18 protein-coding genes and 1 pseudogene are annotated in these 20384 nt (G+C 36.2%); 11 read left to right on the top strand and 8 right to left on the bottom strand.

The annotated features are described in order from the left end of the window. Positions 1-25: 25 nt before the first annotated feature. Positions 26-1369 (bottom strand): 30S ribosomal protein S12 methylthiotransferase RimO, encoded by a 1344-nt coding sequence (rimO, locus tag G0028_RS07910; RefSeq protein WP_174492872.1) that lies wholly within the window; start codon positions 1367-1369, stop codon positions 26-28. Positions 1370-1732: 363 nt separating this feature from the next. On the opposite strand from rimO, the gene glnL reads away from it, so the two are divergent. Both glnL and glnG read left to right on the top strand, forming a co-directional pair. Then, the gene (gene glnL, locus G0028_RS07905; RefSeq protein WP_180046696.1) at positions 1733-2842 is read left to right on the top strand and encodes a nitrogen regulation protein NR(II); all 1110 of its coding nucleotides are present in this window, start codon (positions 1733-1735) and stop codon (positions 2840-2842) included. Beyond that, positions 2829-4319 (top strand): nitrogen regulation protein NR(I), encoded by a 1491-nt coding sequence (gene glnG / locus G0028_RS07900; RefSeq protein ID WP_180046698.1) that lies wholly within the window; start codon positions 2829-2831, stop codon positions 4317-4319. The genes glnL and glnG overlap by 14 nt, the downstream gene beginning before the upstream one ends. 204 nt (positions 4320-4523) lie before the next feature. Here glnG and G0028_RS07895 read toward each other — a convergent pair whose 3' ends face one another. Both G0028_RS07895 and aceI read right to left on the bottom strand, forming a co-directional pair. Then, positions 4524-5471 carry an IS30 family transposase gene (locus G0028_RS07895; RefSeq protein WP_180048122.1) on the bottom strand — a complete coding sequence of 316 codons (948 nt, stop codon included), beginning with the start codon at positions 5469-5471 and terminating at the stop codon, positions 4524-4526. 150 nt (positions 5472-5621) lie between these two features. Further along, on the bottom strand, positions 5622-6044 hold the full coding sequence (gene aceI, locus G0028_RS07890) for a chlorhexidine efflux PACE transporter AceI (RefSeq protein ID WP_130073841.1): 423 nt from the start codon (positions 6042-6044) through the stop codon (positions 5622-5624). A 102-nt stretch (positions 6045-6146) separates the two neighbouring features. Here aceI and G0028_RS07885 point away from each other — a divergent pair, with 102 nt between their 5' ends. The 4 genes and pseudogenes from G0028_RS07885 to G0028_RS07870 all read left to right on the top strand — a co-directional run bounded on the left by G0028_RS07885 (position 6147) and on the right by G0028_RS07870 (position 10159). After that, entirely contained in the window at positions 6147-7037 is an 891-nt protein-coding gene (locus tag G0028_RS07885; protein WP_130073842.1) for a LysR family transcriptional regulator, read from the top strand. A 90-nt stretch (positions 7038-7127) separates the two neighbouring features. Continuing rightward, on the top strand, positions 7128-8117 hold the full coding sequence (tal, locus tag G0028_RS07880) for a transaldolase (RefSeq protein WP_180047885.1): 990 nt from the start codon (positions 7128-7130) through the stop codon (positions 8115-8117). A 99-nt stretch (positions 8118-8216) separates the two neighbouring features. Further along, on the top strand, positions 8217-8867 hold the full coding sequence (gene leuE / locus G0028_RS07875; RefSeq protein WP_180047883.1) for a leucine efflux protein LeuE: 651 nt from the start codon (positions 8217-8219) through the stop codon (positions 8865-8867). A 123-nt stretch (positions 8868-8990) separates the two neighbouring features. Further along, positions 8991-10159 (top strand): annotated as a pseudogene (locus tag G0028_RS07870) (benzoate/H(+) symporter BenE family transporter). Between the two features lie 94 nt (positions 10160-10253). Here G0028_RS07870 and G0028_RS07865 read toward each other — a convergent pair. Both G0028_RS07865 and map read right to left on the bottom strand, forming a co-directional pair. After that, a complete protein-coding gene (locus G0028_RS07865) occupies positions 10254-10739 on the bottom strand; it encodes a DUF4274 domain-containing protein (RefSeq protein ID WP_180047881.1) in 486 nt (161 codons plus the stop codon). Between the two features lie 376 nt (positions 10740-11115). Then, positions 11116-11910, bottom strand: a complete 795-nt coding sequence (gene map, locus G0028_RS07860; protein ID WP_180047878.1) for a type I methionyl aminopeptidase — start codon at positions 11908-11910, stop codon at positions 11116-11118. Between the two features lie 339 nt (positions 11911-12249). Here map and brnQ point away from each other — a divergent pair, with 339 nt between their 5' ends. Continuing rightward, entirely contained in the window at positions 12250-13542 is a 1293-nt protein-coding gene (gene brnQ, locus G0028_RS07855; protein ID WP_130073848.1) for a branched-chain amino acid transport system II carrier protein, read from the top strand. 459 nt (positions 13543-14001) lie between these two features. Then, positions 14002-14247 (top strand): hypothetical protein, encoded by a 246-nt coding sequence (locus G0028_RS07850; protein WP_174492879.1) that lies wholly within the window; start codon positions 14002-14004, stop codon positions 14245-14247. A 61-nt stretch (positions 14248-14308) separates the two neighbouring features. Here G0028_RS07850 and G0028_RS07845 read toward each other — a convergent pair whose 3' ends face one another. Next, on the bottom strand, positions 14309-14767 hold the full coding sequence (locus tag G0028_RS07845) for a hypothetical protein (RefSeq protein ID WP_180046658.1): 459 nt from the start codon (positions 14765-14767) through the stop codon (positions 14309-14311). Positions 14768-14911: 144 nt separating this feature from the next. Between G0028_RS07845 and G0028_RS07840 the strand changes: the two genes are divergently transcribed. After that, entirely contained in the window at positions 14912-15769 is an 858-nt protein-coding gene (locus tag G0028_RS07840; protein ID WP_180046656.1) for an alpha/beta fold hydrolase, read from the top strand. 96 nt (positions 15770-15865) lie between these two features. Here the strand turns inward: G0028_RS07840 and G0028_RS07835 are convergent, their stop codons facing one another. Further along, positions 15866-17401 carry a TerC family protein gene (locus G0028_RS07835; RefSeq protein WP_180046650.1) on the bottom strand — a complete coding sequence of 512 codons (1536 nt, stop codon included), beginning with the start codon at positions 17399-17401 and terminating at the stop codon, positions 15866-15868. An 897-nt stretch (positions 17402-18298) separates the two neighbouring features. Between G0028_RS07835 and G0028_RS07830 the strand changes: the two genes are divergently transcribed. After that, entirely contained in the window at positions 18299-18763 is a 465-nt protein-coding gene (locus G0028_RS07830) for a MarR family winged helix-turn-helix transcriptional regulator (RefSeq protein ID WP_180046648.1), read from the top strand. A 1-nt stretch (position 18764) separates the two neighbouring features. Here G0028_RS07830 and G0028_RS07825 read toward each other — a convergent pair whose 3' ends face one another. Beyond that, positions 18765-18992 carry a hypothetical protein gene (locus G0028_RS07825; RefSeq protein ID WP_180046646.1) on the bottom strand — a complete coding sequence of 76 codons (228 nt, stop codon included), beginning with the start codon at positions 18990-18992 and terminating at the stop codon, positions 18765-18767. A gap of 173 nt (positions 18993-19165) precedes the next feature. Here G0028_RS07825 and G0028_RS07820 point away from each other — a divergent pair, with 173 nt between their 5' ends. Beyond that, complete coding sequence (locus G0028_RS07820; RefSeq protein WP_130073853.1) at positions 19166-20383, top strand: tyrosine-type recombinase/integrase; 1218 nt, start codon at positions 19166-19168, stop codon at positions 20381-20383. The last annotated feature ends 1 nt before the right edge of the window (position 20384 follow it).

Below are 20384 nucleotides of genomic sequence, written 5' to 3'. Positions count from 1 at the left end.
TTAATATTTTTTAAATTTCAAATTTTCAAGCGGATTGAATGCGAATCAATTTTGCAAATAAATCATATTCATCTGCATCTGTAATTTCGACTTCAAGTAAATCACCCGCTTTAATCAAAGACTTATCAATATCTTCAACAAAAACATTACCATCAATTTCAGGCGCATCTGCATAAGAACGTGCCACAGCAACAGGGAATTCTTCTTCCAAATCATCCACCAAAACTGTCATGGTTTGACCAATACGTTTTTGCAATTTAGCTGCCGAAATCGCTTGCTGCACTTCCATAAAACGCTCATAACGCTCTTGCTTAATCTCTTCAGGTACATGATCAGGCAAGTCATTTGCTGTCGCACCTTCAACAGGTGAGTAAGTGAAACAACCTACACGGTCAAGCTGTGCCTCTTTCAACCAATCAAGCAACATTACGAAATCTTCTTCAGTTTCGCCAGGAAAACCCACCACAAAGGTTGAACGAATGACTAATTCAGGACATTTTTCACGCCATAATTTGAGACGTTCCAAAGTATTTTCGCTGTGGGCTGGTCGCTTCATCAACTTTAAGATGCGTGGGCTGGCATGCTGAAAAGGAATATCTAAATACGGTAAGATTTTACCTTGTGCCATTAAGTCAATGACTGCATCTACATGCGGATATGGATAGACATAATGTAAACGCACCCAAATTCCGAGCTGACCGAGTGCTTCACACATGTCATAGAATTTGGTTTTTACAGGTTGACCATTCCAAAAATCGAGCTTGTATTTGGTATCTACACCATAAGCTGAGGTATCTTGAGAAATAACTAAAACTTCTTTCACACCTGCTTTTTTCAACGCTTGCGCTTCATTGAGCACAGAACCTACAGGGCGAGAAACTAAATCACCACGCATACTTGGAATAATGCAGAATGTGCAACGATGATTACAGCCTTCTGAGATCTTCAAATATGCATAATGTTTTGGTGTTAAACGAATCCCTTGTTCAGGCACTAAGTCGATAAAAGGATTGTGTTTTGGTGGCTCAGGAACGTACTCATGTACGGCTTCCATCACTTCTTGATATGCTGCTGCACCTGTTACTTTTAAAACATTTGGATGCATTTGGCGAATTTTGTCTTCATCTTTACCCAAACAGCCTGTGACAATCACACGACCATTGGCACTCATCGCTTCACCGATGGCGTCTAAAGACTCTTGTACTGCAGATTCAATAAAACCACAGGTATTTACAACAACTAAATCAGCACCATCATAATCCGATGCCACATCATAACCTTCAGTCTTTAACTGAGTTAAAATTCGTTCGGAATCAACCAATGCCTTAGGACAACCTAAAGAAACAAAACCGACTTTGGGGGACTTCATGAATCTGCGCTCCACTAGAATGCGCGTATTGTATGTCTTTTCTCACGATAAAAATAGTTGAAATAGTCACTCTTTGCATAATGCACCAAAATACAACCATAAATAATTGCAAATAATATACATGCACCATTTTAGAACATTTTAATTTTACAGTATGATGATGTTTGACATTTAAACCTGTAAAAAGTGCAATTTGCGCGCATATTCCATTGAATGCTCTAAATTTCCGCACAAATATAAAAAGTTGGCTTATTTATTGCTTTATATTAGGTCGATTTAACAACAATGAATTGTCATATTAGAGAATTCAATACATCAGGTTCAGATGCCATTGCGCTATTTTAAAACAGGAACATTCAGCTAATGGATCAACACCCTAGCATTGATTATCGTTTATTGGTGGATAATTTAACCACCGCGATACTTTTGGTCGACTGTGATTTAAATATTTTTTATTTAAATTCATCTTGCGAAGCTTTGTTTGATATCAGTTTACTACGAGCAAAAGGTCAACCTGTCATTAATATTTTACATGCGCCAAATGATGATTTTAATACACTTGATGCACTCAAAAATTCCATTACAACGGGTCAAGCCTATACACGCCGTGAAGCAATTATTAATGTTAATTTTAAAGATATGCACGTTGACTATTCTGTGTCTCAGTTAAACACAGGTAAACCCTACCACCCATTGCTTTTAATTGAGCTTAACCCCATTGATCGAATGCTCAAAATTTCCAAAGAAGAAAACCTCATCCAACAACATCAAATCACTCGCCAATTGGTTCGTGGCGTTGCGCATGAAATTAAAAATCCTTTAGGGGGAATTCGTGGTGCAACACAACTGCTTGCACGTAGTTTAAATGATCCCCAATATATTGAATTTACTGATATTATCATCAGTGAAGTGGATCGCCTGCGAAATCTTGCCGACACCATGTTAGGCTCAAGACAACTGCCTAGCTATGAACCTGTTAATATCCACGAACCACTTGAACGTGTGCGTGCGTTAATTATTAATCAAACCAAAAAGAAAATTAAAATTACTCGTGATTATGATTTATCGTTACCTGATGTCAAAGCCGATCGTGATCAACTCATTCAAGTCATGCTCAACATTAGTGTCAATGCTGTACAAGCCATGACAGAAAATAAAGAGTTCTTTGTTGATGATCAACCTGCACTGATTTTACGTACGCGCATTCAACGTCTTGTCACTATTAATGGCGTATTGAATAAATCAGCGATTCGGATCGACATTGAGGACAATGGACCAGGAATTCCGCAAGAATTATTAGAATCTATTTTTTATCCACTCGTTACAGGACGTGCCAAAGGTACAGGTCTTGGGTTGAGTATTGCACAAAACATCATGCACCAACATAACGGAATGATTGAATGCCAATCTATTCCAGGCAAAACAGTATTTAGCTTATATTTACCTTGGGAGTCTCAACATGTCACAAAATAAAATCTGGGTCATCGATGATGATCGTGCAATGCGTTGGGTATTGGAAAAGACTTTCAAAGAAGAAGGTTTTGATGTCAGCAGCTTTGAAGAGGCACAATCTGCTTTAGATCAACTGAATACAGATACACCTGATGTGATTCTGACAGACATTCGTATGCCGGGTATTGATGGCTTAACATTTTTAGGTAAAGTCAAAGCCAATCATCCTGAGCTGCCTGTCATTATTATGACTGCACATTCTGACTTAGAATCTGCGGTATCGAGTTATCAAACAGGTGCGTTTGAATATTTACCTAAACCTTTTGATATTGATGAAGCATTGGCATTAGTGAATCGCGCAATCTTACACATCAATAAACTACAACAACAAGAGTCTGCAAAAACTACACCTATTCAATCTACTGAAATTATTGGTGAATCTCCTGCAATGCAGGAAGTTTTCCGTGCCATTGGACGTTTATCCCAATCACACATTACCGTATTAATTAATGGTGAATCTGGTACAGGTAAAGAGTTGGTTGCACATGCCCTACATCGTCACTCACCTCGTAGCAGTAAACCATTTATTGCACTCAATATGGCAGCAATTCCTAAAGACTTGATTGAAACCGAGTTATTTGGTCACGAAAAAGGTGCATTTACAGGGGCAAATACACAACGTCAAGGTCGTTTTGAACAAGCCAATGGCGGTACGTTATTTTTAGATGAAATTGGTGATATGCCATTTGAAACTCAAACACGCTTACTTCGTGTTTTAGCAGATGGTGAGTTTTATCGAGTTGGCGGACACATTCCTGTTCGTGTGGATGTACGTATTGTTGCTGCAACACATCAAGATCTAGAAAAACTCGTCCATGATGGACGTTTCCGTGAAGACTTATATCATCGCCTCAATGTTATTCGTATTCATATTCCGAAACTCTCTCATCGTTCTGAAGATATTCCGATGCTTGCCCAACATTTCTTGGCAAGCACAGGCAAAGAACTTGGTGTTAGCCCAAAAATTTTACGTCAAGAAACTCAAGACTACATTAAACAATTGCCTTGGCCCGGAAACGTACGCCAATTGGAAAATACCTGCCGTTGGTTAACCGTCATGATCACGGGACGTGAAGTTTATCCTGAGGACTTACCTTCTGAGTTAAAACAAATCCCACTCAATAAAACCGATGAACAAAACAAAGCGCAAGAAGGTGGCATTGATCGAATTGCAGTCCATCACTGGGATGAATTACTTGGGCAATGGGCGGTACAAAAGTTAAAAAATGGCGAGATGAAATTACTTGATATTGCCACACCAATGTTTGAACGCACATTGATTAATGCTGCACTGCAACAAACCCGTGGGCGTAAGCGTCATGCTGCGGAGTTACTCGGTTGGGGACGTAATACCTTAACGCGTAAACTCAAAGAGTTAGGTATGGACTCTGCTGACGATGATGAAGAAGATGAAAATCATAAAGCGGTGAATGAATAATTTTTAGCTTTAAACCGATAAATTTAAGAATAGAAAGCTTTCGGGTTTTCTATTCTTAACCTCCTGACTCAGAAAATAGAGCCTACATCATCATGCACGACGCATGTTAAAATTTATGCAGCATGTTTTGGAAATTTAACTTGATATTTTTTTCAATATTTAAAAATTCTTGAATCATTTTTTATATCCTATTATTTTTTTAACTTAGATTAGCATTTGAAGTGCAACACCATGTTGTTGCCATAATACCTGACTCGGACTTTTAAAGCCGAGTCTTTTTCTTGGACGATGATTCAAGCGTTGAGTAATTTCTGCAATATATGCATCCGTATAGTCATTCAAGTCACTGCCTTTTCTAATATATTGTCTGATCAATCCATTCGTATTTTCATTTGTTCCACGCTGCCAGGCGCTATAGGGATCAGCGAAATACCAATCTATATCTAATTCCTGAGCAGCATACTCATGCAGGCTGAATTCTTTACCATTGTCCGCGGTAATTGTTTTTAGGTGTGCTTTGATCGGTTCCAATAATCTGATCGTAGCCTGGCAAACTTCCTCAGCCTTGCGCGTGCTGCACTTTTTCAGCCAAAGATAACCTGTCTTCCGATCTACAATTGAAACCAGGGATTGTTGGTGATTCTTGCCAACAATCGTATCTATTTCCAAATCACCGAAACGGGAGCGCTGCTCAATCTCAGCAGGTCGATCGTGAATGCTTTTGCGGTTTGTCAGTTGGCCACGAGTCTCAATGGAGCCATATTTTCTCTTTCTTTGATTTCTGAAACGTAAGTTGCGGAAGAGCACACCACCTCTGCTTTTATCCTGCTGTATAAACCTGTATATGGAATGCAGGCTGACTGAAACATGAGAAGCAATCTGTTCGGGGCTCCACTGAAGTTCAAGGTAAGCCATAACTTGTGCCCAAACCTCTCGAGAGATTCTTTTAGGATTAGGACAATGCCGTCTGCAAGCTAATTTATGGGCATGTTGAGCGAAATAACCATTCCTTGCTCGATTGCGTGCTATTTCTCTAGAAATAGTGGAAGGTGAACGATTTAGCCTCCAGGCGATATAACGTTTAGAAAAACCTTCACGTAACAATGTGGAAATCTGATATCTTTCTTCTTGAGTAAGATGAGTATAGTTCATGATGCAACTTTGACTTTGGTCGGTCGGAAGCAAAATGCTAGCTCATCTTGCTTCCTTCTAATAATTTAATCTCTGTTGCACTTCATTTGAGAATCCAAGTAAATAAAAAAGGCATGCAATACGCATACCTTCTCTTTACACCATAACACATCAATGCGCAGGTTGAAAACCTAAACGCGCTTCAATCGTGTCATAACACCATTGGAAAATAAAGGTATACACTAAAATACACGAGGTCATGCCCAAATCAAGCAAAATCGCTTGCCAGATACTCATATCCATCGCATATGCCACCATTGGAATGGTCGCCAACATCAAACCACCCTCAAAGCCAATTGCATGCAAAACACGCACACCAATTGTTCTTTTAAACTGGTGTTTCTTTTCCAATTTTTCAAAAAAATGGTTGAAAATCATATTCCAGACCACAGATGTAACTGCCATCGCTACACCTAAAGTCCCCGTCACTTCCATAGGAACTTCAAAAATAAAACTCAACGCAATCGCAATGATCACCAATAAGATGATTTCATAGCTGAGTGCATGAATAATCCTTCTTTTGGAAATCAACATGTTTCAATACTCAAATTTATTCGACAAATGCAATTTTATTTTTATAATAGTGAATAATAAAGTTAGATTCTTTCAATAAAATTGATAGATAAATCCTAAAGTATGAATATCAACCAAGAACAACTGATTGTTTTTAAAACTGTTATGGAATGTGGCTCTTTTTCTGCGGCTGCACGTAAACTTGCAAAAGTCCCTTCTGCCATCAGCATGTCCATTGCAAATTTAGAAATAGATTTGAATTTAAAACTTTTTGAGCGCATTGGGCGTGAGCCTATTCCAACCGCTCAAGCACATGTTTTATATGAAAAAACAGAACAACTTCTGATTGAAATGAATCAATGGAAACAGCAAGCTTTGGCTCTAGCGAATGGCTTAGAAACGTCATTGAATATTGTCGTTGTCACTGAGCTTTTACATACCGATTGGACAGAATACATTGCCCTGCTTGCTGAGCATTTCCCAACCTTACAAATTAATATTTTTTCTGCACCGCAAGAAGATGCTTTAAAAATGCTGATTAACCAAACCGCACAGCTCGCTTTAATGTTTGAACGTGAAATCTTAGAACGCCGTGAACAATTTGTTGAAGTTAAACGTGAAGCTTTAGTACCTGTTGCTGCACAGCATTTTCCACTTGCACAACATGATGTGGTGACTTTCGAGGAAATTTTACAAAGTCGGCAAATCGTAGTGGCAAGCCGAGATAAAACCATTAAACCCGAACTACTGTATTCTAAAAATTATTGGCGTACTGATAATCATCATTTGGCGTGTTCAATGATTTTACAAGGCTTAGGTTGGGGCGTTTTGCCTTTACAAATTTTTGAGGAAAATAGTCAGTACAAAAAAAATCTTAAAATTTTAAATTTGGCAGATTTTACGCCCAAGTTTGAATATTACGTTGATTTGGTTTGGAATCGTGAAAGTCATTTAGGACAAGCTGCTCGTTTTTTGATTAATCACATCAGAAATCAACGAATTCATACAAAATAATGCACACTAAAACACTGAAACCACTTTCGCTGAAAACACATTGTGATATAAATAAAGTTACACGTATTTTTATCTAAGAATTAAACAGCAATGACACAATCAGCATTAGCGCAATTAAAACAACTCACCACTATTGTTGCCGATACAGGTGATTTAACTGCCATTCAACAATTTCGCCCTTTAGATGCAACCACAAATCCATCTTTAATTACCGCAGCAGCACAGCAACCTGAAAGTAAAGAATTAATTGAGTCTGCTTATTTACAAGCAAAACAAGAAGGTTATGTAGCAGATCAGTTGCTTGAACGCACCATTGACATTTTAACAGTCAAGTTAGGTGTTGAAATTTTAAAACTTGTGGAAGGTCGCGTGTCTACCGAAGTTGATGCTGCTCTTTCTTATGATACAGAAGCAACCATTGCTAAAGCCAAAGAATTGTTAGCATTGTACAAAGACTATGGTGTAGATCAAAATCGCATTCTGATCAAAATCGCTTCGACTTGGGAAGGCATTCAAGCAGCGAAAGTACTTGAGGCTGAAGGAATCCACTGTAATTTAACTTTACTCTTTGGGTTGCACCAAGCAAAAGCATGTGCCGATGCAAATGTGACCCTCATTTCACCATTTGTAGGTCGTATTCTAGATTGGTATAAAAAAGCTGAAAATGTGGATCACTACGCTATTGATAAAGATCCTGGTGTATTGTCAGTGAAACAAATTTATCATTTCTATAAACAGCATAATATTCAAACAGAAGTGATGGGCGCAAGTTTCCGTAGTATTGATCAAGTACTCGGATTAGCAGGTTGTGACCTATTAACTGTTGCACCAAGTTTATTACAACAACTTGAACAAGATAATCGCACAGTCACTGCACAAATTTCTGCAAATCATGCACATGCACATCAAGAACATGCTTATACTGTGCTAGAAAAAGCACAATTTAAACAAGAACTTGAAAATGACCTTATGGCATTTCAATTATTACAATCTGGCATTGATGGTTTTATCAAAGCACGTGAACAATTACAAAGTTTATTGCGTCAGTCTTTTGGTTTAGATGCTGAAATTCAGGCTTAAATAAATCTAAATTAATTTCTTCATTTTTATGCTCAAAACCGAGTTTAGGCTTATAATCCGACTCGGTTTTTTTACCTTTAGATATAAAGTGAGCAGCTGGTGTTTGGTATTACAGATATTGTAACGTTTATTATCGGCACAATTTTTATTGTGATATTACCTGGTCCAAATTCACTTTATGTTATGTCTGTTGCATCGCGCTTTGGTATTAAAATCGGTTATTTGGCAGCACTAGGCGTCTTTACCGGCGATTTAATTTTAATTTTATGTACCGTTCTAGGTGCAGCCTCTTTACTCCATAGTTTTCCTTGGTTATTTATTTTATTAAAAATCATGGGTGCTGCATATTTATCTTATTTAGGGATTCGTTTAATTATTACGAGCTATCATACTTGGTTAAATACTCACGCTCAAAACATCGAAGCTTCAACGCCTACAACACAAAAGAATATTCATCCCTTTAGAAGTGCATTAACCATTAGCTTGCTAAACCCTAAAGCGATTTTCTTTTATTTATCTTTTTTTATTCAGTTTGTAGACCCTGACTATACTTATCCTGCACTTAGTTTCTCGATTCTCTCGATCGTGGTACAAATCACCAGTATGGCATATTTAAGTATTCTCATTTTTTCTGGCGTTAAATTAGCTCATTTTTTTAACCGTCGTTATAAAATTGCAGCAATAGGAGTTGCCTCAGTAGGCTTACTATTTTGTGGTTTTGGTTTAAAACTGGCTTTTTCAACAATATAAGTGTCTAAATAATATAAATATTCATCATATGAGAATTTTTCATGTAAAGTCTATTTTTGCAACCTACCCAAACGTGTATGATTTACATACTTTTTAGCTCAACTCAAATCTACGCAACGGATTATGCAAAAACTTCTTCAAGATTTCTCGATCCCCGCTGTCTTCGCTGGCTTTATTACTTTTCTGGTCGGTATTAGTGTTTCTTCAGTCTTGGTAATTCAAGCGGCTCAACTACTCGGTGCAACACAAGCGCAAGTTACTTCGTGGTTTTGGGCTTTAGGCTTAGCAATTGGTTCATGCGGATTATTTTTATCTTGGAAATTTAAGTATCCTGTAGCCACTTCATGGTCTACTGCGGGTTTAGCACTTATTCTTGCCTCAGGCAGTGACTATACGCTCTATGAAGCCATTGGTGCTTTTTTAGTGTGTGGGTTACTCACAGCAGTTTTAGGTTTTTTAGGCATTTTTGAAAAAGTACTGACTTATATTCCACAAAGCCTCACGAGTGCCATGCTTGCGGGCGTATTACTTAAGTTTGGGATTGCTATTTTTGCCAGTATGCAAAACGACTGGGGATTTATTCTTGCCATTTTAGCGATTTACATCATCAGTAAACGTCTATTTCCACGCTACTGTATTGTTATTACCGTAATTTTGGGTGTTATGATTTGCCCATTGTTTATGCAATTTAAGACCACAAACATTCATCTAGCACTAGCATACCCTGTTTGGATGAAACCTGAGTTTACTTGGTCTGCTTTGTTTGGTTTAGCATTACCTTTATTTGTGATTAATATGGCATCACAATATCTGCCGGGACTTGCCATGATTAAAAGTTATGGCTATGCGCCTCATGTCAAACACTTAATTGGTTGGACTGGTTTGACCCAAACCATTCTTGCACCTTTTGGCTGTTTTAGTGTGAACATTGCTGCGATTAGTGCTGCGATTAGCTTAGATGATCAAGTGCATCCTGATCCTAAAAAGCGTTATATTGCAGGAATGAGCTGTGGTATTTTCTACATCATCATGGGCTTATTTGCAGCCACGCTCACCAGTATATTGATGTCATTTCCATATTTATTACCGCATTAGCAGGAATAGCACTGTTTGGCACGATCAGCCACAATATCGCGATTGCCTTTCATCGCATTGAAGACCGTGAAGCAGCACTACTGACCTTTTTATTTAGTGCCTCAGGTGTTCAATTCTTTGGGATAGGTTCTGCTTTTTGGGGCTTACTATTTGGCTTAGCGGTTTCTATGATTTTGAAATTCAAACTCAAAAACTAAACTCATTGCATTGAGTTTAAGATTTCATCGATTATGTTGATGAATATGTTGTTCTGTAAATATAATTTCATGCTCATCAAATATCTTCCAAATTTTAGAGTTCCATAACTCCGTCAGACCTTCCTGAAAATCTGCATTGCGATACATTTTTTTTGCCAGCTAATGCAATGCACATTTGCTCAGGAATAGGACGAAGAACCTTGGATTTATCATATGTCATTGTCCAATCTATGCCATCCTGATCATGTGCTGGATTGAATGCAATTTCATTCTTGTACCAAAAACCACGGATGTACTTTTCTTCCAAATTTTCAATAAAATCAAAAGTATTAACATACCAACTATCTTTAGCTAAAAATTCATCTCTATTGAGATACTGCTTTGCAAAAGTTGGATCACTCATCCAATAAACTGCTAAAAGCACTGCTCGATCTACCGTCTGATCTTGTATAATCCAATCGAGCAACTGATTATTACTATCCCAGTTGCAACTGATAACAGATTGATATAAATCTTCCGAAGATGCCTGATGCAAATATTCACTCCAAACAAATTGGATTAGCAACTCCAATTGTTGCATCGTAATTTTTTCATTACATTATTCTTAATAAGAATGATTTAAAGTTTTACAAAAATTCTAGCATACCTTTAATACTATTGGAAAATACAAGAATTGAGCCCTAATAATAGCCCACATTCCAAAAAAAAGACAAAAAAAAGCTTACCCTAGGATGGATAAGCTTGAAAACTGAAAATACTTCATTAGAAACTACAGCGATAATCTATGGATAAGAATAATACCTACCCATAAAATAAACAAATATTAAAAAAGTATAATTTTATACCTTAAAAATAAATATGAATGAAAACAAAAAGTAAGATGAAGTAAGACGCAAAAATAAAATAGTTTACAGGCTCAACACCGTATCAAACACCTTACCCGATTAGACTTCATTTTAGATTTCAGGATATTGCCCAGTCCCTTCTGGCCAAGGTGAAAGCAATTCAAAACCAGTATCTGTCACATAGACCATATGTTCCCATTGTGCTGTCAAAGAACGATCTTTGGTCACTACGGTCCAACCATCATTTAACTCTTTAACATCCGCTTTACCCGCATTGATCATCGGTTCAATGGTAAATACCATACCTTTTTTTAGTTTTAAACCTTGTTCTGGTTGACCATAATGTAAAACATTCGGTTGCTCATGATATACCTTACCAATACCATGACCACAATATTCACGTACTACACTATAACCTTCACGATGCGCAACAGACTGGATTGCATAACCAATATCACCCAAAGTTGCATCTGGTTTTACCGCATGAATTCCAGCCACCATCGCTTCATAGGTTGTTTCTACTAACTTTTTCGCAGCAGGACTCACTTCACCCACAAAGTACATACGACTCGTATCACCAAAATAACCATCTTTAATAATAGCGACATCAATATTGATAATATCACCTTCTTTTAAAATGGTTTTTGCCGATGGAATACCATGACACACCACTTCATTCGGAGAAATACAGGTCGTTTTCGTATAACCATAATACCCCACATTCGCAGGGATCACTTTCAATGTATTTACAATAAAATCATGACAAATATCATCTAAATATTCAGTCGTTACACCAGGTTTTACATATTGACCTATCATTTCTAAAACCTGAGCAGCCAAACGCCCTGACACTCTTAATTTCTCAATATCGTGTTCAGTTTTAATCGTGATAGTTGAAGCTTTCATATCTTCTGCCCTCAAATGTAAGCCGTTATTATATGCCTTATATAAAAAAAATGGGCAATATGAATGATAAAATCTAAGCATTTCTGCATTTTATAGCGTTTAATTTTACGTTAAAGCGCTCAATATAAGTACAATTGAAAATAAAATAATTCAAATATTTAAAATCATATTCAAAAAAAACATTTTAGAAAAAAGTATATTGTTTTCATTTAGATAAATCCACTGAAACCTTGAACTATAAGTTTTTTATAATTAAATTTCATACGTTTTATAAAATAAAATACAAAACACCCAACTTTTCCCCTAAAATCTACAGTTTTTTGTAACACCACATCTCCTATGACTAATCTCCGTACCAAGGATATTATTGCTTTAGGGTTCATGACTTTTGCCTTATTCATTGGGGCAGGCAATATTATTTTTCCACCTATTGTTGCACAACAAGCAGGTGAACATGTTTGGTTAGCAGCGTTAGGATTTCTAATCACCGCTGTTGGCCTACCCGTTATCACGATTATGGCTCTTTCAAAAACTGAAGGTTCTATTGCTATTCTTAGCTCACCTTTAGGTAAAGTCGCAAGTTTGATTCTTACCGTTGTGTGCTATCTTTCCGTTGGACCACTGTTTGCAACTCCTCGTACAGCAACAGTTTCCTACGAAATCGGTTTTTCATCTTATTTTGGTAACTCAAGCTCGAGTCTACTGATTTATAGTGTCATTTATTTCGCATTTGTGACATTGGTTTCACTTTATCCCAACAAACTACTCGACACAGTCGGTCATATCCTTGCACCTTTGAAAATTATTTCATTGGCGATTTTAGGGATTGCTGCATTTGTCATTCCAGCAGGTTTTATTCCTCCTGCGATTGATGGCTATGTCTCAAGCCCCGTATCTGAAGGCTTTGTTAATGGTTATCTGACTATGGATACCCTCGGCGCTCTAGTATTTGGTATTGTGATTATTCACGCAATCCGTTCACGCGGTGTGAATGACCCTAAACTTATTACTAAATATGCCGTAATTGCCAGCTTAATTTCGGGTATTGGTTTAACTTTGGTTTATCTGAGTTTATTTAAACTTGGGTTAGGTAGCCACGAAGTTGCACCAAATGCGAGTAATGGTGCAGTGATCCTGCATGCTTATGTTCAACATGCGTTTGGCGATTTAGGTTCTTTATTCCTGACCGCTTTGATTTTCCTTGCATGTATGGTAACCGCAATTGGTTTAACCTGTGCTTGTGCTGAATATTTCTCTTTACTCACTAAAATTCCTTATAAAATTTTAGTATTTATCTTGGTTCTATTTTCTTTAGTTATTTCTAATTTAGGTTTAACCAAGTTAATTGCTGTTTCAGTCCCTGTGCTCAGCGCAATTTATCCACCTGCGATTGTGGTGATCATGTTGAGTTTTTTATGGAAATACTTTAACAATCCTCGCTTAGTCATTGCACCTGTAACCGCAGTGGCATTTATTTTTGGGATTATTGAAGGAATTAAAGTCACAGCATTTGCTGACATTTTACCTGATGCCATTCAGCATTTACCGCTTAATGCCCAAAATCTTGCATGGTTAATTCCATCTTGCGTCGTTTTAGTTATTTTTGTTGTCATCGACAAAGTTAAAAAATAGTTTTGGATGATTGTTCTAAAATCTTATTTTACCCAAATATAGATTTTAACAGCACTCAATAATTGTGACGTTTACCCAACGAACTTTTATTGCTTGCATCCCCCAAAACTAACGTGAATCACCATTCCACTGTTTTTAGTAAATGACCGTCTAGGCATTTAGCTTATCTTACAATCCAATCACATGTTTTACCCTTCTTTTCCCCCTTCCTATTACAAATAAAATATTGTATGTTAAATGTTCTGCAAAACAGATGAGTTAAATCAAATACATACATTCAGCGTAATTTAAGTAATTTATAAATCATCACTTAAAGTCAATTTGTCATAAATATGTCACATTTATTTAGGATAATATGATGTATTTGCATTTAAAATAATAATTTGCTATGGTAAGGATCAACCAAGCAATTCTGACTAAAACAATGGGGTTTTTGTCGAGCAGACAGGAGGGATGAGGATGTTATCACTACATTCAAACAAGCAAGTCTTCATTAATTCTTTGAAGGCGAACAAAAAACTGGTCATTTATCTCAGTACAACTTTTGCACTGATGACAATTTTATTTTTACATGGTCTGATTCAAGGCAACTTAAAACCTGAGTTTTTTGTTTATGCTTTAGTCGTTTCTGCTGCATTTTGCATTTGGGAATTGATTGACCACAAAACACGTAAATCTGCGAAAGCCGCAGCTGCAACAGAATAAAAGATGGATGCACAAGCATCCATCTTTAAAAGAAAATAATTAGAAATAACAACTTAAAATATTAATAAAATTTTAAAACCACACCAAAAACTAATATTCCCGTTGCCAAAACCTCACCTAACGCCAATAGCAGCATTGCAAAGCTCATCATCCATTGAGGTAAATGCCATTTTCCCATCTGATGCGGTACTTTAAATTGATTCGTTGTATCTTTTAGTGCGCCATGCAAAATATAGCTCATGATCGCAAAACTAAAAAAAATTAAATTAATCACCACACAAATAAAAGTAATATTTGCTGACCATGCAGAAAAATAAGCTAAAACTGCCAAAATCAAAGTCGCTGGTGCATATAAAAGGCTACTGCGATGTGCAATATCTACATAATAATGCGCCCGTGATTGCGAAGACTGACGGATTTGCATATATTTCCACACGCCTGTCAGCATACCTACCCATAAATATAAACCACTGAAAACAATTGCTATTTTAACCGATTCTGAAAACTGTAAATCATCCATTGTCATTTTGAAATCCTTATATCCTTTCTATAGTGTAGCCTTGTTTAAATCTATTTTCTGACTTTCTAGTCATACTTTTAACAAGTTTCTTTTTGGAACTTATGTATGGTATATATTATTTTCTACAGCTATTTCTTAAAACTTATGCAAACACCACAACAATTAAATATTACCTGTAAAGATGGCTATAGCCTCAGTGCAACTTTTTATGACATAGCATTCTCTACTACAAATTTACCCATTTTGATTTGCCCTGCTACAGGAATTACTCAAGGCTTTTACCGTGCTTTTGCTGAATGGTTAAATGAACAAGGCTATCAAGTTTTGGTCTTTGACTTTCGAGGGATCGGTGCCTCCCTACATGGTCCTTTAAAAAAATCGGATGCCAGTATTCAAGATTGGGGACAACTCGATATTCCTGCAGCTATTGATGCTTTATTAATCAAGACTGGCAAATCACAAGTCATTTTACTAGGACATAGCGCTGGGGGTCAGCTCCTAGGAATTGTGCCTAACTACGCAAAAGTTGCCAAAGTCATTGCGATTTCAGGTTCAACTGGACATGTTAAAGGTCTAAAAGGTCGTACCAAACAATTAGCACCCGTCATGTTTAATCTGATCTTCCCTATTTCAAATCTTTTGAAAGGCTATGGCACAACCAAAATGCTGGGAATGGGGGAAAATTTACCGAAAAATGTAGCAAAACAATGGGCACAATTTTGCAGCCACCCAGGTTATGTTGAAAATGCATTAGGTAAAACCATTTTTGAAGATTTTCATCAAAATATTCGTTGCCCAATTACAGTATTTTGGTCATCTGATGATGAAATTGCCACCGAAGCCAATGTTAAAGATTTAATTCGTTTATATCCAAATGCCTCAACTCAAATGCATGAACTTGTACCCTCAGCTTTAGGTCACAAGCAAATTGGACATATGCTCATGTTCAAAAAATCACATCAAAATATTTGGCCAATCATTGCTAAAGAACTCAATATTTAAAAGTTTATGCACTTAGTGTTGTAATCCATGCTAAGTGTCTTTTTATTTATGCCATAAAAAATGCCTCATCAATGAGGCATTTTTTAATCCGAGTAATTAAGCAACGCTATAAGTAATTTTCACAGTTTTAATACGATTTTCATCCATTTCTAAAACTTCGAAATGTACACCTTCAACTTCAATTTGCGTGCCTACTCGGACATCGGATTGTGCTTTATCAAAAATTAAACCTGCCACACTGAAATAGCCAGAATCTTCTTGAACTAAATCAACGGTTTCAAGTGCTAATTCTAATTGATACAAGTCCAACATCCCCGATCCTTTCCAAGTATGATCATCGACTTTGACCAATTCAAGCTGTTCATCCGCATCTGGGAATTCACCTGCAATTGCTTCAAACACATCGAGTGGTGAAATCAAGCCTTGAATATTTCCAAATTCATTTGTCACGAGAACCAATGAACCTTTTGATGAACGCAAAGTGTGAATCGCATCAATGACCTTCATTTTTTCAAAAATAAAAATCGGACGTTGACGTTTAATCAAAGCTTGTAACTGCTCAGGATCATCCAAAGCATCAATCAATTCTTTAGCACGGACAATTGTAACAACTTTATCCAACTGACCACGACACACAGGGAACAAACTATGAGGTACTGACAAAATTTGTTCACGAATACGCTCAGGATCGTCTTCAAGATTCACCCAAGAAATTTGATTTCTTGGCGTCATAATTGAAGCAACACTACGCTCAGCCAACGTTAATACACCACCGACCATGTAGCGTTCTTCATCAACAAAGGTCTTTTGTGCTTCCACTACGTCAGGAGATGCGACAACATCTGCATCCAACTTACTGCCCATCAATTTTAAAATAGAATCCGCAGTACGATGACGTAAAGGAATTTTTGCTTGATGTTTCGCCGCATTACGATTACTAAACTGATTAAATGCTTCAATTAAAATTGCAACACCAATACCAGAATAAATATAGCCTTTTGGAATATGGAAACCAAAACCTTCTGCAATTAAGCTAATACCAATTAACAATAAGAAGCTTAAACATAGAATAACAACGGTTGGGTGACGGTTCACAAATGCAGTTAATGGTTTAGAGGCTAACAACATCACTGCCATTGCGACAATCATTGCAGCCATCATGACATAAATGTTATCCACCATACCAATGGCTGTAATCACGGAGTCTAATGAGAATACTGCATCTAAAATAACAATTTGCGTTACAACCGCAGCAAAGCTAGCATAAACAACATTGGTTGTGACTTGAACCTCGGGTTTACCTTCAAGCTTTTCATGTAATTCAGTGACTGCCTTATAGACAAGGAATAATCCACCAAACAACAAAATCAGATCTCGACCTGAGAAAGTTTTATCAAATACCGTAATCAAAGGTTCTGTCAATGTAACGAGCCATGAAATGGCAAATAACAGTCCCAAACGCATAATCAGCGCAAGTGAAAGACCTAAAACACGTGCTTTATCACGTTGTTCCGGAGGAAGTTTTTCTGCCAAAATAGCAATAAAGACAAGGTTATCAATACCCAATACAATTTCTAAAACAATAAGAGTAAGTAAACCTACCCATATTCCAGGGTCTAATAAAAATTCCATTATTAGATCTCCTGCTCATTATTATAATTTACAACAGATAACTTAAATTCTAACCTACACGGCGACGGATCCATACATAAGACCTTTTCAACTAAATTATCTTAATTATGCATAATCTCACTATTTTGTAATTATTTTTTTTATTATTTTACAAATAGACACAAAATTTAAGGTTTTTCAAGCTGAAATATATAAGCAAAGATATCTTTATATTTTCGATATTTATCTCTATTTTTCAAAAATATCATTTAAAAAAATATTTTTACTTTAGAGCGTTATAAGCTGCTGATTTTTAGTTCAATACAATAAAAAGCACATTGGTGACTATTAGAAATATCATACTGCAACATGCAATAAGGTATAAAATGATAACCTTTACAACAAATATTTTTTATAATCAACTATATTATGCTTAAATCTAAATCAATTTTTTTAAATATATCCCACTTGTCATTAGTGAAAGATATAAAAATAATGACATCATCAGATTAACTTTCTCATTTATACATCCATAGATATAAAAATATACCTACAGCTATTCAATAGAAAACAAAGCAAATTAATGAAGATCAACAAAAATTAAGATACAGTATCCTATCAACCATTACTTAGCATAAAATGATCGAAAAGATTTATATTCAATGATTCAACTTAATGTATCCACTCTATAAAATGAGTAAAATTCAGTCAAAATAACCATCATAATCAAGGAACAAATGAAGTATAGTCTTTGATCCAATCCTATAAAATTGATGTATTATGTATAAAAACTTAATAAATTTCTCATTTTATGCATACTTCACCTCATTTTTATGTTGATTTAGAACATCAATTTACAATACTATTACAATTGTTATTACATTGGGCTAATAATTAGAAAAAACAAAGGAATTTTTGATGACCAAAAAATATTCAAAATTTTTACCAACAACCGATAATTTTAATTTGGCAGAGTTTCCGTACTATTGGATTACCCAAGTTCATTCTCAATATGTACTTAATGTCGACCACGCATTAAAAAAATATGGAGTGGATAATTCTCGACGTCGCTTGTTATTGGCACTTGAGTCTAAACCAGATGCGAGTGTTTCAGAACTGTCTGATATGATTGTATCAAAAATGTCAACGACCACTAAAATTGTCTATCGTTTAAAAGATGAAGGCTTAGTGGATACGCGTTCTTGTAGTCAAGATGCACGTATTACACGCGTAAACTTGACTGATGCAGGTAAACAAATGATTATTAAAATCAATGATTTAATGAGTGTCGTTTTAGAACAATCTTTCGAAGGTTTAACACCGCTGCAAATTGAAAAAATGATGGAAAGTTTAAAACACATTTTCAAAAATTTATCGCGCTAATTCATTCATCAAACATACTTAACTGTGGCGAGTTTTTGGCTTGACGTTGTTGTGGACAATAAAAGCACTCAAACTCATCTACAGGAAAGCCTTTGATAAATGGCGCAATATTTATATTTTTCCAACTCAACCATTGCTCGATGTGTTGTTGTGCAATCACAATAATAGAACGTTTAATATTGCCTGGTTCGTGAAACTCTTTCATCATAGCATGATCGATTGCATCCATACCAAACACTAAAGAAACCTTGTATAACCTTTTATTACTTTTGTTTATATCTACATGATTTTATTAATTTGATGTTATTACTATATATAACCTTGCATGACATGACATACCTTTTTTTTGTGAGTAAGATGGTGAGTAATTTAATTTAAGCCATAACGGTTGTTACTCACATTATGCTAAACGATTTAAAAATCAAACAATTAAAAGCCAAAGAAAAAGTATATCGCGTTGCTGATCATTCTGGCTTATGTATAGAAATCCGACCAACTGGAAAAAAGTTCTGGCGTTATCGTTATAGATTCTTGAATAAACCTCAAATGTTAACGATTGGGCAATATCCTGAGATAAGCCTATCTTACGCTAGATCTAAAGCAACAGAAATGCGAGAACAGTTAGCTAAGGATATTGATCCAGCCGTGTTTAAAAAAAATGAACGGTTAGAAGCCTTACAATCTCAAAATGATACCTTTAGCGCTATTGCTAAAGAATACTGTAACCATAAAAGAAGCTCTAAATCTGAAAATTGGCTATATGTGCGTGAGCTGTCTTATGCTGTTGATATATTTCCCATGATTGGTAATAAGCCGATCAAAGATGTCACCTCTGTTGATATAAAAAATATTATGGATAGTGCTCTTAAGCGTGTACAAAAATCCGGAAAAGGGACGGGGGAAAATAAATCAATACTAGTTAGGCAACATATAGCTGAGGTTATGCAATACGCTATTATTTCAGATAAACTTAACAATGATCCTACTTATGCATTACGGGGATACGTTCAAAAACCAGAAGTAGAGAATGCTCAACCTATTAACACCAAAGATCGAAAGTTGATCATGTTGAGTATTAATAAATACACGGGTTCTATTAGTACTAAAAATGCTCTTAAAGCACTTATCTATACAATGTTACGCACAATCGAGATTCGCAGAGGTTTAAAAGAGTATATAGATTTTGAAGCTCGAACATGGACAATTCCGGTTGCCTCGAAATCCGATATTCTAGCAGGCAAACGCAACATGAAGAAAAACCGTATTCATATTGTGCCCCTGTCAGATCAAGTTATAGATATTCTTAAGGCGCAATTTGCCGCCTACCCTGATAGTCCCTATATTTTTCCAGGCATTAACAATAATACAATGATTGGTCCAACAACGCTGAATCAGGCATTTCGGAATATGAATCTAGGTCATATCACGATGCATGACTTTAGAGCCACCGCCTCCACTGATCTAAATGAAGCGAACTACAACTCTAACTGGATTGAGTTGCAGCTTGCACATGTGAAGGGTGATAAGGTCAAAGCAACTTACGATCATGCAAAATGGTTAAATGACCGTAGAAAAATGATGCAGGATTGGGCAAATATTGTTGATAGCTGGAAGGAGTGAA

Origin of the sequence: Acinetobacter piscicola (assembly GCF_015218165.1) — a bacterium.
Lineage (GTDB): Bacteria > Pseudomonadota > Gammaproteobacteria > Pseudomonadales > Moraxellaceae > Acinetobacter > Acinetobacter piscicola_A.
This window is presented reverse-complemented; position numbering and strand designations above follow the sequence as displayed.